At 57.5% G+C, this 16,073-nt stretch carries 14 protein-coding genes; 9 read left to right on the forward strand and 5 right to left on the reverse strand.

Annotated elements, in window-relative coordinates; genetic code table 11:
• Positions 1 to 2 precede the first annotated feature (2 nt).
• Positions 3 to 497 (reverse strand): MarR family winged helix-turn-helix transcriptional regulator, encoded by a 495-nt coding sequence (locus QM647_RS18705; protein ID WP_414997077.1) that lies wholly within the window; start codon positions 495 to 497, stop codon positions 3 to 5.
• Positions 498 to 696: 199 nt separating this feature from the next.
• Between QM647_RS18705 and QM647_RS18710 the strand changes: the two genes are divergently transcribed.
• Positions 697 to 2,400, forward strand: a complete 1,704-nt coding sequence (locus tag QM647_RS18710) for a hypothetical protein (RefSeq protein WP_414997078.1) — start codon at positions 697 to 699, stop codon at positions 2,398 to 2,400.
• A gap of 112 nt (positions 2,401 to 2,512) precedes the next feature.
• Here the strand turns inward: QM647_RS18710 and QM647_RS18715 are convergent, their stop codons facing one another.
• Positions 2,513 to 4,777: a TonB-dependent receptor gene (locus QM647_RS18715; protein WP_414997079.1), complete on the reverse strand. Its 2,265-nt coding sequence runs from the start codon at positions 4,775 to 4,777 to the stop codon at positions 2,513 to 2,515.
• 754 nt (positions 4,778 to 5,531) lie between these two features.
• Between QM647_RS18715 and QM647_RS18720 the strand changes: the two genes are divergently transcribed.
• The 4 genes from QM647_RS18720 to QM647_RS18735 all read left to right on the forward strand — a co-directional run bounded on the left by QM647_RS18720 (position 5,532) and on the right by QM647_RS18735 (position 7,434).
• Entirely contained in the window at positions 5,532 to 5,729 is a 198-nt protein-coding gene (locus tag QM647_RS18720; protein ID WP_414997080.1) for a hemerythrin domain-containing protein, read from the forward strand.
• A 197-nt stretch (positions 5,730 to 5,926) separates the two neighbouring features.
• Positions 5,927 to 6,412 (forward strand): O-methyltransferase, encoded by a 486-nt coding sequence (locus QM647_RS18725; RefSeq protein WP_414997081.1) that lies wholly within the window; start codon positions 5,927 to 5,929, stop codon positions 6,410 to 6,412.
• Positions 6,413 to 6,600: 188 nt separating this feature from the next.
• On the forward strand, positions 6,601 to 6,894 hold the full coding sequence (locus QM647_RS18730) for a DUF6496 domain-containing protein (protein ID WP_414997082.1): 294 nt from the start codon (positions 6,601 to 6,603) through the stop codon (positions 6,892 to 6,894).
• Between the two features lie 96 nt (positions 6,895 to 6,990).
• Positions 6,991 to 7,434, forward strand: coding sequence for a DUF1810 domain-containing protein (locus tag QM647_RS18735; RefSeq protein ID WP_414997083.1), 444 nt, complete (start codon positions 6,991 to 6,993; stop codon positions 7,432 to 7,434).
• 4 nt (positions 7,435 to 7,438) lie between these two features.
• Here the strand turns inward: QM647_RS18735 and QM647_RS18740 are convergent, their stop codons facing one another.
• On the reverse strand, positions 7,439 to 7,714 hold the full coding sequence (locus QM647_RS18740) for a hypothetical protein (RefSeq protein WP_414997084.1): 276 nt from the start codon (positions 7,712 to 7,714) through the stop codon (positions 7,439 to 7,441).
• Positions 7,715 to 8,344: 630 nt separating this feature from the next.
• Between QM647_RS18740 and QM647_RS18745 the strand changes: the two genes are divergently transcribed.
• From QM647_RS18745 to QM647_RS18755, 3 genes are all read left to right on the forward strand, one after another.
• Positions 8,345 to 8,962: an ImuA family protein gene (locus QM647_RS18745; protein ID WP_414997085.1), complete on the forward strand. Its 618-nt coding sequence runs from the start codon at positions 8,345 to 8,347 to the stop codon at positions 8,960 to 8,962.
• Entirely contained in the window at positions 8,937 to 9,512 is a 576-nt protein-coding gene (locus QM647_RS18750) for a Y-family DNA polymerase (RefSeq protein WP_414997086.1), read from the forward strand. Before QM647_RS18745 ends, QM647_RS18750 begins: the two co-directional genes overlap by 26 nt.
• A 74-nt stretch (positions 9,513 to 9,586) precedes the next feature.
• Positions 9,587 to 10,399, forward strand: a complete 813-nt coding sequence (locus tag QM647_RS18755) for a DUF6504 family protein (protein ID WP_414997087.1) — start codon at positions 9,587 to 9,589, stop codon at positions 10,397 to 10,399.
• Here the strand turns inward: QM647_RS18755 and QM647_RS18760 are convergent.
• Positions 10,379 to 10,858 carry a hypothetical protein gene (locus QM647_RS18760; protein ID WP_414997088.1) on the reverse strand — a complete coding sequence of 160 codons (480 nt, stop codon included), beginning with the start codon at positions 10,856 to 10,858 and terminating at the stop codon, positions 10,379 to 10,381. The two genes, QM647_RS18755 and QM647_RS18760, sit on opposite strands and share 21 nt — an antisense overlap.
• Here QM647_RS18760 and QM647_RS18765 point away from each other — a divergent pair.
• Positions 10,846 to 14,076, forward strand: coding sequence for an error-prone DNA polymerase (locus tag QM647_RS18765; RefSeq protein WP_414997089.1), 3,231 nt, complete (start codon positions 10,846 to 10,848; stop codon positions 14,074 to 14,076). The genes QM647_RS18760 and QM647_RS18765 overlap by 13 nt on opposite strands.
• A gap of 122 nt (positions 14,077 to 14,198) precedes the next feature.
• Here QM647_RS18765 and QM647_RS18770 read toward each other — a convergent pair whose 3' ends face one another.
• Positions 14,199 to 15,983, reverse strand: a complete 1,785-nt coding sequence (locus QM647_RS18770; protein ID WP_414997090.1) for a S8 family serine peptidase — start codon at positions 15,981 to 15,983, stop codon at positions 14,199 to 14,201.
• Positions 15,984 to 16,073 lie beyond the last annotated feature (90 nt).

Below are 16,073 nucleotides of genomic sequence, written 5' to 3' on the forward strand. Positions count from 1 at the left end.
GGTCAGGCGACTACGCGCAGGAGAATAGTGCGAGGCTGCAGCATGTGCTCCTCGGTGGAGGGTTTGGCGAGGTCTTTCACTTCGGTCAGGATCGCCCGGAAGTCTGCTGCCCTGTCCAATGCGATGGTGGAGAGGAGGCCTGCTTCGATGTCGGCAACGGTCTGTCCGGTTTCAACAGCCATGGCTTCACCTTCAGAGGTAAGGACGAGGAAATGGACGCGACCATCTTCACCACAGATCCAGCGTTTCGCCAGTCGGCGTTTGACAATACCGATAGCGGCGCGAGAGATACTGACCTTGTCGTAGCCGGTAAGACGCACGAGGTCGGTTTGGGACAGGGCACCATGTTCACTCAGTTGGCTCAAGATCCCCCATTCCGTTAACCGCAAGCGGTAGCGCTCCTTCAAAACGGTTGCGATCCGCGCAGTGACGACATGGGCGGCGCGGTTCAATTGGATGGTCAGGGATTGAGCGAACTCGGGAGTATTGCGGGTCATGAGTGGTCCTGTGGTCAGACACTATCAGATGCATGCGTCAGAGACGTAACAACTGTATCTCATTTTGAAGGCATAGATTTGCCGCTTGGGTTTAGATCGAAGCGCTTCAAAGCATAAAATCTGTGGCATGCGCACCATTTCGGAAAGAATTTTCCACAAAGACTGAATAGTCTGTTTTGAGACACAAGGAGTGGCGGATATGAAGAAGCGGGCAATGGCGTTGGCAGGCGCCGTCTTGATGATGGCGGCGGGCAGCGCAGTCGCGCAATCAGCGCCGCCGCCCCTCGATATTACGCTCAGGCCGCACGGCATCGAGGGGTCGGTCGACTATGTCGAGGTCAAGATCCATATCGGCACTCCGAATGTTAAGGCCGGCGAAACGCTCGTCCACATTCCACTCACGATCGTTTCCCGCCCGGGTGTGCCGCTGGACAGCCAGAGCCTGCATGCGGTGGACGACAGCGGCGCTCTGGCTGTAACCCAATTCGACCAGGCACCGACCTCGATCGGCACTTATCGCGATTTTCGCCCAACCCGAGACACGAAGGGAGACGTGACCTTAAGCTATCGGGCCAAGGTGCACGAAGTGAACTCCGGTTCGCGCAATGGTCCGCTCTTCGATCTGAGGGGGCAGCCGGACGGGGTAAACGGCGCTGGTATGACCTTCTTGGCCTTGCCCGATACGAAGACGCCCTATGCGATCGATATTAAGTGGGATCTGAGTCAGATGCCGCCCGGATCGAAAGGCGTGCACAGTTTTGGCGAGGGAGAGGTCAAGTTGGTCGCGCCAGTCGAGCCCGTCAACTTTACCTTCTATTATGCGGGGAAGGTGAAGAGTTACTCGCCGCCTTCGGGCAAGTTCACCATGTACTGGACCACGAACCCGCCATTCGATTTAAACGTGCTGGCTCAGAAGATCGGAACACTCTACGACTACGAGACGGCCTTCTTCCAGGATCCTGGTTTGGATTATCGCATTTTTGTGCGCGAGAACCCTTTCCATGGCACGGGCGGAACGGCTTTGCCGAAATCCTTCATGTTCGGATACAGCAGTCTGGACGCCCTGGAGCCGCTGCAGCAGCAACTCCTGATCGCCCATGAGATGACGCATAACTGGCCGGCCATGGACGGTGACCATGGCGATACCGCCTGGTATTCGGAAGGCACGGCCGAGTTCTATTCTCTGCTGCTATCTTGGCGTGCGGGGCAATTGACTGCGGATCAGTTTGCCGAGCAAATGAGCAAACGCATGGCAGACTATTTCGGCAATCCGCTCCATACCCTCAACAATGCTGATGCGGCGGAAGCTTTCTGGAATGATACGCGGGCGCAGACCATTCCGTATGGCCGCGGTCTTTTGTACCTGATCAACACCGACGTGCGCATACGCACGGCAACCAATGGAAAGCAGAGTCTGGACGACACGGTCCTCTGGATCTTGAATTCCCAACGGGCTGAGAAAACTATTGGTGTGCCGGAATGGCTGGCGCACGTCGGGGCGATTATCGGTGACGAAACGGCGAGGGCCGATTTCCAGGAGATGACGACTGGCAAGCTGGATCGGGCGCTACCAGGTGCCTTGGGCACCTGCTTCGATCAGGCGCTGGCCTACGTCCACCCCTATGATCTGGGTTTTGATACAACCTCGCTGACCACCAAGGTCATCAGCCACCTGACGCCGGGATCGGCCGCGGAGATTGCAGGGTTAAGGGAAGGTGACACGATTGTCGAGACAAGTGACACTTATTACGCTCAACATGCCGAAGATCATCATCTGACAGTCAAGGTGAAGCGGGGGGAAGCGACGGTCGCGATAGATTATATTCCACGGCAGGCGCAGGCGGTGGAGACATTCAAATGGATTCGAAAAGCCAGCGTTGCGCCAGCCGATTGCAAACTATGATATACGAAATGAAAAAGGCCCGCTCATGCGGGCCTTTTTCATTTCAGGGCCGAGGTAGAGAAGGGGCATCTACACAAATGTAGATGCCCCGAAAGGTTGATCGCATTAGATGTTAGAACGATTTCGCCACTGAAACTCCGATCGTGGTTGGCTGCAGGAAGTTCGCCGTCGGGGACGATGTCCCGTTACGATTGGTGGCATAGATTACGCCGTGGTCATTGGTGAGGTTCTTAACATAGGCGTTGATCTGAATGCCCTTGTCGAGGCTGACGCCACCTCGTAGGTCGACCGTCGTATAGCCTGGTAGCTTGAAGCGCGGACGCGGTGAGGTTGAGGCATCGTCAGGATCGTAGGAGTGGAATTCCGACATACGGTCGCCGACATAGGTCACGGTACCACCAACGAAGGCCTTAATGCCGTTGGCAAATACGAAGACCTTCTGAGCGGACAGGTTGCTGGTAACCTTCGAAGTGAAGGGGAGGCGATCGCCGTCCTTACCTTCCAGGGCCGTGACACCGGAGGTCGCGGTCAGGTCCTCGGTAAGCACGGCGTCCGTCAGAGTCAGGTTGGCGTCGAGGCTGAGATTTTCGATAGGCACCCAGTGGACGGCGCCCTCAAAACCACGGCTACGTGCGGAGCCACCGTTGGTGAAGAACTGGAACTGCGTGACCGTATCGGTATCGGGCAACTGAATATTGTCCCAATCGATCTGGAAGAGCGACAGGTCAATGGTCATCTTGCGGTCAAGGACATAGCCTTTCAGGCCGATTTCCGAATTCATGACGGTATCGGACTCGAAGGTCGCCGGGATACCGGGCAGGACGGTGTTTGGGCCGCCCGGACGATAGCCGGTCGCGAAACGGGCATAACCCATCAGATTATTCGAGAACTTGTAACTTGGGGTGATCTGCCAGGTCGTGGCGCTTTCATCTGAGTACAGTTTATCGGACACCGAGCTTGGACCAAAAACCATCGATGCGGTGTCTTCGACATAGGTGTCGCCATAATAGTTCTGCTTGTTGCGACTGGTCCGGACGCCGGCCTGAATGGTGAACTTGTCGGTCGCATGATAGGTCAGGTTCCCGAAAATGGCGCTTTCCTGGAACTCCGAGGGCGTGGCACCGTTATAGGCTTCAATAAAGAAAGCACCGTCGCCGTCATAGACGTTCAGAACTTGGTGAAGGACGGTGTCCTCCTTGGTGTAGAAGCCACCGACCAGCCAGTCAAACTTGCCAGCGCTGCCGGACAGACGCAGTTCCTGCGAGAACTTCTTGGTGGCATTTTCATTGTCAATGATAACAGAACCGCCCGACGTGCCATAGATCAGAGGCAGGAAGTAGAAAACGCTGCTGACGTCTTGATACGCCTTGCCTTGGCTGTGCCCCCAGGCGCTGATGGAGGTGAGTTCGCCCCAGCCGAGATCGAGTGTCTCGCGAGCGGAATAGAGCTGGAAGCGGGTCGTAGCGCTTTGCGCCGACAGATTGATGGTGGTGTCGCCATAGACGGAATCGAAGGTCGTTGGGGCGCTCGGATCAGACTGGCAGGTTTCACAAACGCGGATTGACGAGCTGTTGAGCGTGCTCGTATCTTGATCCAAGGCGGCCAGGGTCATGGAGAAGCGGTCGATCGGCTTATAGGTCAGGGCAATACGGCCGCCAGACTTGTGCGACTTGTTGACGTCTTCGCCAGCGGCCGCGGTATTGATGTTGTCGATCCAGGCAGGGTCATCACGAAGGAAGCCGTTTACGCTGAGAGCCAGTTTGCCTTCGATGAGAGGCACATTGAGCGCCCCTCGCAACTGGGAGCCCGAGCGGCCGTCCTTGACGGTCACATAGCCGGCCTCAAGACGTCCGGAGAAGAAGTTGGTTGTCGGGTCCTTGGTAACGAACTTTAGAATGCCGCCGAGACTAGAGGCGCCATAGAGCGTGCCTTGCGGACCGCGAAGCACTTCCAAGCGATCGAGCGAGCTGGGGTCGAGGTCTGGCAAAGGCGCCTGGCCGAGATAGCTAGAGGAGCCGAAAGGGACGTCGTCGATCAGCACGGCGATCGTCGGGTTCGTGCCGCCACCGGTCGTGATGCCGCGCAGCGAGATAGAGGACAGGTCGTTTGCCCCATATTGCATTCCGGGAATCTTGCTGAAGTAGTCCTTGACGCTCAGCAGGTTCTGTTGAACCAAAGTATCTGATTTTACCGCTGTGACGGGGACCGGTACGGACAGGAGCTTTTCGCTCTTCTTTTGCGCCGTAACAATAACCTCGGTGGAATCGGCGGGTGTTTCGGATTGGGCATGAACGGCACCTGCAAGGCCGGCGGCGCCTATTACCGATACGAAGGCCAGGGCGGATACACCCCGGCGAATTTTGATATCTCGCTTCATCGCATTATCCCCTTGGCCGGTTTGTCGACCTCTTGCATGTGCCTCGACGGAATAGTGCTTCGACCGATCCGTCACTGTCGTGATATGTTCACACTTGATTAAGGTACGGCACCGTGTGGAAATGTCTTTGCGAATGCTAGGGCAATGGGCGGGTCCTCAGAATGAATTATGTTAGATTTACGACTTTGGTGTGAAATTTATTCGCGGGCGTGTTGCGTTGCAAACTGGTCCGATGGCTTTAACAACTTAGCTTTGCGAAGTGCGAAAGTGTTATCTGACCTTGTATCGAGAGGGCAGGCGTCAAAAGCAGGTAACTCTTTGACGCACCCGACGCTTGATGCGGTGGCTCGACAAATCGGATTATCATCGCGTCGTCCCGAATAGATATTTCTTCGGGGTTAGATGTCACACTTCTGACATGAAGCTCCAACCATTTCGGGCGACCGCAAAACCATAAATGGCAGGTTGATCATGAAAAACATCGCGGCAACGGGAGGTGGAATACCCGGCGCAGGCGCGGTATCCAAACAGCCGGGATCAGGTCAAAGGACCTTCCCGCCACGATGAGCAGCAACTGTCCCGCGACCTGGGGCGGAACAGTCGTTAATCATAGTCGGTGTTGCGAATAAAAAGCAATAACATACTGTGACTTATCGAGTCAGTGTGGTTGTGCGGGATAGCGAAAATATCAATTTTACGCGGTCTTGGATAAGCTGCTGAAAGTATCAACTGCTGAAAGCACGAGGCCCCTATTATGGACATCTACAAGTATTTGAAAAAAGATCACGACAAGGTTGCCGACCTCATGGAACAGGTCATCGTCACCAAAGACCTGAGCGAGCGTCAGACCCTGTTCGAGACGATCAAGATGGAACTCTCTCTTCATGCCGACACTGAGGAGAAGACCTTCTACAAGGCCATCGATGATGCGACCCGAAGCAAAGCGGTCTAAGAAAAGGTCGAGCACGCCAACGAGGAGCACGACGAAATCCGCGAATATCTTGGCAAATTGACCGAAACGCCGCTCACCGACGAGCTAGCCGCGGCCGCGACGAGTCCGGCCCTGAAAGAAATCTCCTGGGAGGAGCGGGAACGTCTCATGCGCAGCAACACCGAATATCTCGGTCTGTATGGAAGCCTGAAGGACCTATGGTTGCCCGTCTCTCGGGAGGCAGGAACGTTGCTCTACATGCTGGCACGTTCGAGCCGGGCGACGTCGATCGTAGAGTTGGCACCTCCTTCGGCATTTCGACGCTCCACTTGGCGGCGGCGCTGAGGGATAATGGCGGTGGCCGTCTGATTACCAGTGAGTTCGAACCTTCAAAGGTGAAGCGCGCCCGAGAGCACATTGTTGCCGGCGGCCTGACGGACCTGATTGAGATTCGAGAAGGCGACGCGCTCCAAACCCTGAGCCGCGATCTGCCTGAGACGATCGGCCTCGTTCTGCTGGATGGCGCCAAATCGCTCTATGTCGATGTCCTGGACCTACTGGAAAGCCGGTTGAAACCGAGGGCGCTGATTGTCGCCGACAATACCGACTATTGCCTCGACTATGTTGAGCGTGTCCGCTCGACCGGGGCTTATGTGTCCGTTCCGTTCGCAGACGACATCGAGTTGTCAATGCGGCTCGCTTAAACGCCGACATCGAATTATGCCGCATGGAAAAGCCCTGACCCGATGCGTGAGTGACGCGTCCTGTCAGGGCTTTCTCGTCTGACCCCTGTTGCAGCCTGACGGCACCTAAGGCTTAGCAGGCTACAGAATGAGCTTCACTACACGTTCCAATCACAAATCGTCAGGATCTTGGGAGCACTGAAAAAGATATGTCCTTACGGATTGATCACATCCACGCAGGCGTTCGAAATCGCGGACTTATACTGAAGATGGTCTATTCGGTCGGCTGGGGTGTCATGGAGATAGAAATGCCCAAGGAAACGAAAGCGCAAAAAGAGAAGGTGCATAAGGTGATGCACGAAGCCAAGACTGGCGATCTGAAGAGCGGAAGCGGCAAGAAGGTGACCAGCCACAAGCAGGCCGTTGCCATTGCCATGCACGAGGCGCATATCCCGAAAAAGGGAACGCGGTCACATAAGTCCTCCAGTCATACACACCATTGATTGGCTATAGGTGGAGAAATGCCGGCGCCATTCGCGTGCCGGCTTTCCTCATTTAAGAGGCTGCGAAGGCGGCGCGTCGTTGGCGGTGCAGAGACGATGAGACGGACCGACGATCCCTACGATCTGGAACGATTTGTAACGGCTCAGGCGCCAACCTATGCGGCGACACTCGATGAGCTTCGATCCGGCAAAAAGCGAACGCACTGGATGTGGTTCGTTTTTCCCCAACTTCGCGGCCTAGGACGAAGCGAGACGGCTATTTTTTATGGTATATCCGGTTTCCCGGAAGCGTCCGCGTACCTGGAACATCCGGTGTTGTCATTCCGGCTGAGCGAATGCACGAAACTCGTATTGACGTCGCGGTCGGCGTCCCTAGCCAATCTGTTCGGCACCCCCGATGACCTGAAATTCCGCTCTTCAATGACGCTGTTTGCGGTCGCCAGTTTGAAACCGTTCCGTATTTTCCATCAAGCGCTGGATGAATTGGCGGAAGGACCGGATTCACGAACACTCGACATGCTGAAAGCATCCCCGTCTTAAATCATCAGCCGAAAAGGGGTTCGCCGCTGGGGATGCCAGCGGTCAGCCGGCCCTTCAGATTGATCAGTCGCCTGCCGGCGGCGTCTGCATCAAGGGTGCCGTCCGCCACGGCGTGTACGAGACTATTTACGACGTGCTGAATATCGGCCTCAGGTGGAGCGGCAAAACCCTCAGCCGGGTGCACCGAAACGAGATATACCGACAGGCTATAACAGGCATCATGCGTTGAGAGGTCTCCGCTCGCCAGTAGTTCAAGTGTATGGGAAATGAATTGCGCCATCTCGCCTCTCCGATCAGGCGAAACTGTCTGCGCTTTTAAGCGGGAATACAATCAATATGAGCAGCAAGGCAATATTGATTGCGGATATTGAACGTTATGGGGTTTGATTTTGATTTTTGGACAATAGTATGGAGGCGCTATCCTGATATGTCAGCCGCCAATCGGGGCATAGGTGCGCGCGCCTAGTGGTTCAGAATGGGTGGGAAGGCGCGAGGCAGGTTGGAGCCGATGGCAATCGCAACGAAATATGTGAGTGGGCTATGTCAATGTTGCTGCCCACTTTCCTAAGCAGTGAGATCCCGTTGCAAATTTTTTGAGGTCTCCGGTTCACCGTTTAAGTGACTGTCGTCATTGCGGAATCGCGAGCGGCCTTCGGTAACCAGTGACGAATCCTGGCCATCAGCCTCGATCCGCATATTGACTCTTAAAGTTCAGAAGAACAAAAAGGGAACATATTTTCTAAAAAACGCAGAAAGGACCTGGAATATCATGTCTTCCGCCAGAACGGCCAGCCTTGCAGACCTCCGCCAGCAAATCGAAGGCATTGAACGCGTTCAGGCCCGAAGCCGAACGGTTCTGCCATTCCATGTCCCCGCAATCGATGGCCTGTTACCAGGGGGAGGGCTCGCCTTGGGCGCTCTCCATGAAGTCGCTGGCGGGGCCGCTGGCGCAGTAGATGGGGCGGCGGCGGTTGCGTTTGCCGCGAGCATCGCCGCACGTACGGGGGGCAAGGTGCTGTGGTGTTTCTGCCAGCGTGATTTGTTCGAGCCGGCCCTGGCGCGAGCGGGCCTTGGCGAAGATCAGGTGGTCTATTTCCAGGCAAGGGACGAGGCCGATCTCCTCAAAGGCTTTGAGGATGCCCTGAAGCACGGCGGCCCGACGGCCGTGGTCGGCGAGCTGTCCAGCTTCAAGCAGGTGGCGTCCCAGCGGCTGCAACTGGCCGCCGAGGCGACCGGGACCATGGCTATTGCCTTGCGCCGATGGCGAAAGCCGGTCGATGCCCGTGATTTCGGAATGCAGACAGCGGCATTCACGCGCTGGCGGGTGACCGAACTGCCTTCGGAGCGACTACCGGTGCGCGGCGTGGGACGGGCGAGATGGCAACTGGAATTGATGCGCTGCCGGGGCGGACGGACAGCGGATTTTGAAGTAGAGGCGAGTAATGCCAAGGGTCTTATCGATATACCTGCCCTTTTGGCCGACGGACCGGAGGCGGCGGGCCATGGGTTCGGCCGCGCCGTCTCGTGACGTTCCTCTGGTTCTGAAAGGGTCTGATGGCCGTAGGCGCGTGGTGACGGCAGCCGATGACCTGGCCCTCAAAATGGGCGTTCATATCGGTATGCCGGTGGCCAAGGCAGAGGCGCTATTCTCCGAATTGGTCATACTCGATGCCGATCCCGAGGCTGACGCCCTGGCCCTGGAAAAGCTGGCGATCTGGGCCTTACGGCTCTATTCCCCCATCGTTGCGGTCGATCCCCCTGACGGGCTCATACTCGATATCCAGGGCGCCGCCCATCTCTTTGGAGGAGAGGCGGCCCTGATCGCGGATGTCCGCCGGCGGCTGGCGGATCTGGGGATTACGAGTGTTGCGGCTTTGGCCGATACCTGGGGGGCGGCCCATGCCTTGTCGCGCTTTAGTGGTCGAGAGACGGTTCACATTGAGCCCGGCAAGACCGGCGAGGCCTTGCGCCGGTTGCCGATTGAGGCTCTGCGATTACCGCCGGAGATGCTGCCCGATCTCCATCTCCTGGGACCGGACACCATAGGCGAACTGGCCCCAAGCCGCGGCCGCCGCTGACCCGCAGTTTTGGCACCGGGCTGTTCCGGCGTATCGATCAGGCCTTCGGCCGGGTGGCGGAGCCGATCGAACCTGTGAACGCACCTGAACTGATCCGGATCGAACGCGTGTTCGCGGAACCGATTGGAGCGCCGGAGACGATCGAGAAATATACCCGGCGTCTAACCGACCGCATGTGCCTGCGGCTAGAGGAAGCTGGTCTGGGCGCGCGGCGGCTCGATCTGCATTTTACCCGCAACGACAACCGCGTCGAGACCATCTTCGTAGCCATGGCCAAGCCAGTGCGAGAGACCCGAAGGCTATCACGGTTGCTAGTCGACAAGATCGAGACCGTCGATCCGGGCTTCGGCATCGACAAGATGACGATCGTCGCCGCGCTGACCGAGCCCCTGGCGATGAAGCAGTCCCTGGCGTCATTCGAGACGCCGGCGCGGCCCGATGTCGAGGAGCTATGGGACATCATGGGCAATCGCTATGGCGAGGAGACCCTTTATCGGGCGATTTCGGTCGCCACCGATATCCCGGAACGGGCGGTCAGACGAGTGCCGCCGACCTCAACCGCCATAGGCTCGCGTCGCAATGTCAACCATAGGCGGCCGCCACGTCTGTACCGAAAGCCAGAAGAGATCATGGCCATGACGGTTATGCCGGATTATCCGCCCAAGGCCTTTACCTGGCGCGGCCAGCGTTATGGCATCGCCTGTGCCGATGGGCCGGAGCGCATCCATGGGGAGTGGTGGGTGACCGAGCGGGAGAAGGGCAAGGTCCGGGATTACTTCATCCTGGAAGCCGATAGCGGCGAACGCTTTTGGGTTTTCCGCACCGGTGACGGCCAGCACGCCGATACCGGGTCTTTGAAATGGTACTTACACGGAAAATTTGAATGAGCGTCCGCGCAACGGCAGAACAATGCCGGGATGGCGAAGCGGCATGAAACGGGAATGGATATACCGGTTGAGTTTGGCCTTGAGCGCCATGCCGAGTTCGATGGCGTCCGACATTCCCCGCTCATACAAATCAAAGAGGGCGTCAATCAGCCGCTCGGTCAGCATGCGCCTGCCGATACTCGTTCTGGCATGGATACCTACCAATTGTTTGACCGCCTTGCGGATCTTTAGGGGACAGGTGGCTGGTCGTACCAGCTCCTCCATGAGGAAATCAATCACATCGTTCGCGACCATCTGGGGGCTCCTTTCGCGGATGCGAATAAAACGGCCCTGCGGTAAATTGGCGATGAGGAAGCCATGGTTAAGGTCCTTGTTTTTAAGGGTTTTGACGACCAGAGCGCACATAAGCTGCCAGAACAACTTGAAGCGTTTAAGCGGGGGCGGTTGTGTCCCGGCCATTTGATTATGTCGAGTTGCAATGCGCCTCCTACTTCTCCTTTCTCCAGGCCGTCTCGTCGCCGGATGATTTGTTCCGCCGCGCGAAAGATCTGGGCATGGAGGCCCTGGCGATTGCTGATCGCAATACCTTGGCGGGCGTGGTGCGCGCCCATGTTGCGGCACAAGAGACCGGCGTTCGTCTGATCATCGGCTGCCGCCTCGATCTGCGCGATGGCATGTCGCTCTTGGTCTACCCCCAGCACCGCGGCGGATACGCCAACCTCTGTCGGTTATTGTCACTGGGCAAGACACGGGCCGGGAAGGGCAAGTGCGATATCGACTGGAGCGATGTTGAGGATTTCCATGAAGGTCTGCTGGCCATCTTCATTCCCAATGAAGCCGATGCTTTGTGCGCAGTCCGCCTGCGCAAGGTCAAGGCGCTGTTCGGTGAGCATGCCTATGTCGCCCTGTCCCTGCGCCACCGGCAGAACGACCATATGCGCCTGCATGCTTTGTCCAATATGGCCGTCAAGTATCGTGTGCCGACGGTCGTGACCAACGATGTGCTCTATGCCACCCACGAGCGGGCTTTCCTGCACGACGTCATCACCTGCATTCGCCATCGTTGCACCATTCACACCATGGGCGACTTGCGGACGCTCTATGCCGATCGCTTCCTCAAATCGCCGGAGGAAATGCACCGGCTGTTCCCAGACTATCGCGAAGCCATGCGCCGGACGCAGGAGATTGCTGACAAGTGCCGATTCTCGCTGTCCGAGCTGGAATATCAGTATCCGGAAGAGAAGCGCTTGCCGGGTATGTCCGCCATCGAGGCCCTGAAGCGCTACAGTTGGGCCGGCGCCAAATGGCGGTATCCGGAAGGCGTGCCGCAAAAGGTTATCGACCTGCTGAAGCATGAACTCGATCTGATCGAACAGCTGGAATACGCACCTTACTTCCTGACGGTGCATGCGATCGTCCAATTTGCCCGCTCTCAGGACATCCTCTGCCAGGGGCGGGGCTCCGCCGCCAATTCCTGCGTCTGTTTCTGTCTGGGGATCACCAGTGTCGATCCGGACCGCAATGACCTGCTGTTCGAGCGTTTTATCAGTCTGGAACGAAGAGAGCCTCCTGATATTGACGTCGACTTCGAGCACCAGCGCCGGGAAATCGTCATGCAGTGGGTGTTCAATACCTATGGCCGCAACCATTCGGCCCTGACGTCTGTCGTCTCCCGCTTCCGCACCCGTGGCGCCATGCGCGATGCCCTGAAAGTCCTGGGTTTCCCGGAAGACACCATCAAAGTCTTGGCCAAGAATATCCGCTACTGGCACTCAGAAGGCTGTCCACCGGAATTGGCCACCGAGCTGGGCCTGAATATTCATGATCGCAATATCAAGCTGGCGTTCGAGATCCATCTTCTGCTGCTCGATGTGCCCCGCCAACTCTCCCAGCATCCGGGCGGATTCGTCCTCACCCATGACCGCCTTGACGAGATGGTGCCGATCGAGCCGGCGCGCATGAAAGACCGTCAGGTCATCGAGTGGGATAAGGATGACATCGACGTCCTGAAATTTATGAAAGTGGACTGTCTGGCCCTGGGGATGATGTCCTGCATGAAGCGGGCCTTCGATATGCTGGCGGAGACCAAGGGCATCTCCATGGATCTGTCCTGCATTCCGCCCGAAGACCCCAAGACCTATGCCATGATCCGCAGGGCCGACACCACCGGCACCTTCCAGATCGAGAGCCGGGCGCAGATGTCGATGTTACCGCAGACCCAGCCCCGGACATTTTACGACCTCGTCATCCAGGTGGCTATTGTGCGCCCCGGGCCGATCCAGGGCGATATGGTTCATCCCTATCTGCGCCGTTTGAAGGGACTGGAGCCAGTGACCTTCCCAACGCCAGAACTGGCCAATATTTTGGGGAAGACACAGGGGGTGCCGCTGTTTCAGGAGCAGGCGATGAAGGTGGTCTCGGTTTGCGCCGGCTTCTCGCCCGGCCAGGCCGATCAGGTGCGTCGGGCCCAGGCGACCTTCAAGAAGACGGGCGGCCTGGGAGAAGTCAGCCAGGCCATCATCGATGGCATGTTGAAGAACGGCTACACCGAAGAGTTTGCCGCGGGGTTGGTAAAACAGCTTGAGGGCTTCGGCTCCTACGGTTTCCCGGAGTCACATGCCTTCAGCTTCGCCATCATCGCCGAAGCCAGTTCCTGGATGAAATGCCATCATCCGGATGTTTTCCTGGCCTCAATCCTCAACAGTCAGCCCATGGGCTTTTACGCGCCGGCCCAGTTGATCACCGACGCCAAGAGGCACGGCGTCGAGGTGCGCTGGTTCTGCGTCAACCACAGTCGATGGGACTGTACCCTGGAGCCGACCGATCGGCCGGGCCGGTTTGCGGTGCGGCTGGGCTTTCGGCTGGTCAGCGGCATACGCAGCAATGACGTCGCCGAGCTGATCCTCATGCGCGGCGAGACGCCCTACAAATCCATTCCCGATCTGTGGCGTCGAGCGAAGACACCCGTGCCGACCCTGCGTAAGCTGGCCCGGGCCGACGTTTTCAATGAGGCCTTCAATCTGACACGGCCGGACGCCCTGCATGCCATCCGGTCCCTGGGCGACGATGTCCTGCCTTTGCTCGATCTCCTTATCGGTGATGAAGGTCGCAGTGTCTCAGAAGCCAGCGAGACGCCGATCGAATTCAGGCGGATGACGAACGGCGCCCAGGTCGTGGCCGATTATAACAGCGTAGGCTTCAGCCGGACCGTTCATCCGGTTCATTTCCTTCGAGGCGATCTGAAGGACCGCGGTTGGATTACCTGCAAGGAGGCCATGAACTCAAAAGACAAACGCTATGTGTCGGTCGCCGGCATGGTCAATGTCCGTCAACGGCCTGGTTCGGCCAAGGGCGTGATCTTCATGACTATCGAGGACGAAACCGGCGATGCCAATGTGGTCGTCTGGGAAAAGGTCGGCGAGCAGTACAAGCAGGGGGTCTTCGGCGCCAGCCTGGTGCTGATCACTGGCTATATCCAGCGGGAAGGGGAGGTGGTCCACCTAATCGCGCGATCAGCCGTCGATCTGTCGCACATGCTGGCCAGCGTCGGGGGGCGTGACGATCCGCTAAAGCCGCCCCATCAGCCTGGGGATGAATTCCGGAATGGTGGGCCGGGGGAGGATCCGCGCGTCGCCAGGCAGGCGCGGATCGAGCACAAGAGCCGGGATTTCAAGTGATTAGACCATTTTGGTCCGAAGTATAAGCTCTTACGAGACGGATTCCGCCCAAGCCGTCACTGATTAAGTATCGACAGCCGAGCCAAGTACTAGGACTGAGCAGTCACATTGATAGAGGGGAGTTATCGAACCTCCAGATCAATGTCGATATCGACCTTTTGGTCGATCATTTGTTCAATCGTCGTCCGTATTGGGGTGTAAAGATCTAACTCTTCTTCTCCACAATTCAGTGTAACAATTAGGGCGTAGCGTGCTTCCTGCCCGTGGACCGCCACAGTTCGGCGCTCCTTCCACCACCCGGAAACGGGCTTCACGCATATCATGTTTCGAGCGGCAAGTTCAGCGCCCGAACCTGTCCAGACGTCGCAGTGAAGCGATCCTGCCGATATGCTTCTGGGCCCAAGTTTCCATCCGTCATCCGCCACATTGCTCACACCACCTGGCTCCGCCTCTTCGGCATTTATGCGCCGTTTAAACCGCGCTTCTCGGTTACCCGCCTCGAACACCACCTCGGGCTTCATAGGCGATTTATTTTGCCGCCAGGCGATGGAATTGCGTGAATAAGGACTGGTGTCACCGACCGCTGAAAAAGGCCGGTAGCCTGTCAACGCGGGCTCGGTGATGGTGGCCTTATCGGTATATCCGCCGATGGTGAGCGCATTCCAAGCCTGCGCTGGGTCTTCAATGGGGTAATGTACATCCACCATCCTTTCGGCCGTATTCATTACGCCGGGAATATTCCCGGCTGAGATCATAAATAGGCACCTGTGCCGGCCCTCGGGATCAAGGACACCAGAGCTGGTCCGATCGACACAGGCACTCCACGATGTCGGCCGTTGACCAGAATGATCCCGGTTTGTAATCGCCATGCAGAAGACGCGGTCTTGGTCCGGGTTTTCGATTTCCGCCAGCGAGACCGCCGTTTGAGTGATACTGCCGAGCCGAGCGGGATCGTTCGGTGGGAACCCATCTGCCGGCATGATCCGCACCGATTCCAACCTGTGCCCCAGCCGCCGTCCTGCCATATCGGTGAGCGCCGGCAGCAAATCGCCATGAAGGGCCAGGCCTGCCATAAGGGTGCCGTGAGGATGTGCGTCATTATCCGTGGCAACCCATTTGGGGTTGGCCGTCATAATATCGCGCTCAGCAAGGGCAGGTTCGATGAGCATGTGCGCACGGTTAACCCCGGTGTCTAAGATGCAAACCCGAGGCACATCCCGCCCTGGCCAAACCGTACGTTCCGCTAAATCCTCAGCCCAGGCATGTTGATTTTCGCGCTCTTCGAATATGAAGAAGGTCGGTGAATCGGAGCCGCGCCTTAACTCCGACACGCCTGGAGAACTAAAGATCAGAAGTTCTATATCCGCCCGGCGCGCGTACGCGAGCACCACAGTCGCTTCGGGGAATTTCAGCCACAAGTCTTCCTCAGCCACGCGACACCCAAATTGCCTGAGCGACTGGGCAACGGTAGCCTCATGGCCTGAGTGGCACCAAACTTCCCACCAAATCGCTATTTGAGGACCTGCAGGCAGATAGCTCGCGTCATCGGTCCAGAAGCTCAACAAGGCTGCCCTGCGAATGGCTTCGATGGGTTCTACGTAAGACTTATTGGGCGGGTTGCCCTTGTCGCTGAGAGGGCCATCACGGTAATCTGTAAGAATATGCTCGAAGGCGTCGGCGGCATCGTCCGGGATAAAGACCACCGTTCGCACTGCCCCACCGTTACCGTCCGCGTCCCGGTCGACATTGGTCGCACCGGAAACCACGCCGTCACGTTTCCGATCAAGATTGGCCGGATCACTCCCTCGTCGCAATTCGATTTCAAAATATGACCCGTCCGTGCGCTGAACGCCGTCATGAACCTCACTTCGCGCTTCCGCAAACGCACTCTGGAATTGGCTGATCAAAGCCGTTCCATGTTCCTCGCGGATACGTGGCGCACTTCCACTCCCCATGGCTTGTTTGGGGCCTTATAACTCCGCGATACCTTCAGGTCC

The organism is Asticcacaulis sp. (assembly GCF_047605585.1).
Classification (GTDB): domain Bacteria; phylum Pseudomonadota; class Alphaproteobacteria; order Caulobacterales; family Caulobacteraceae; genus Asticcacaulis.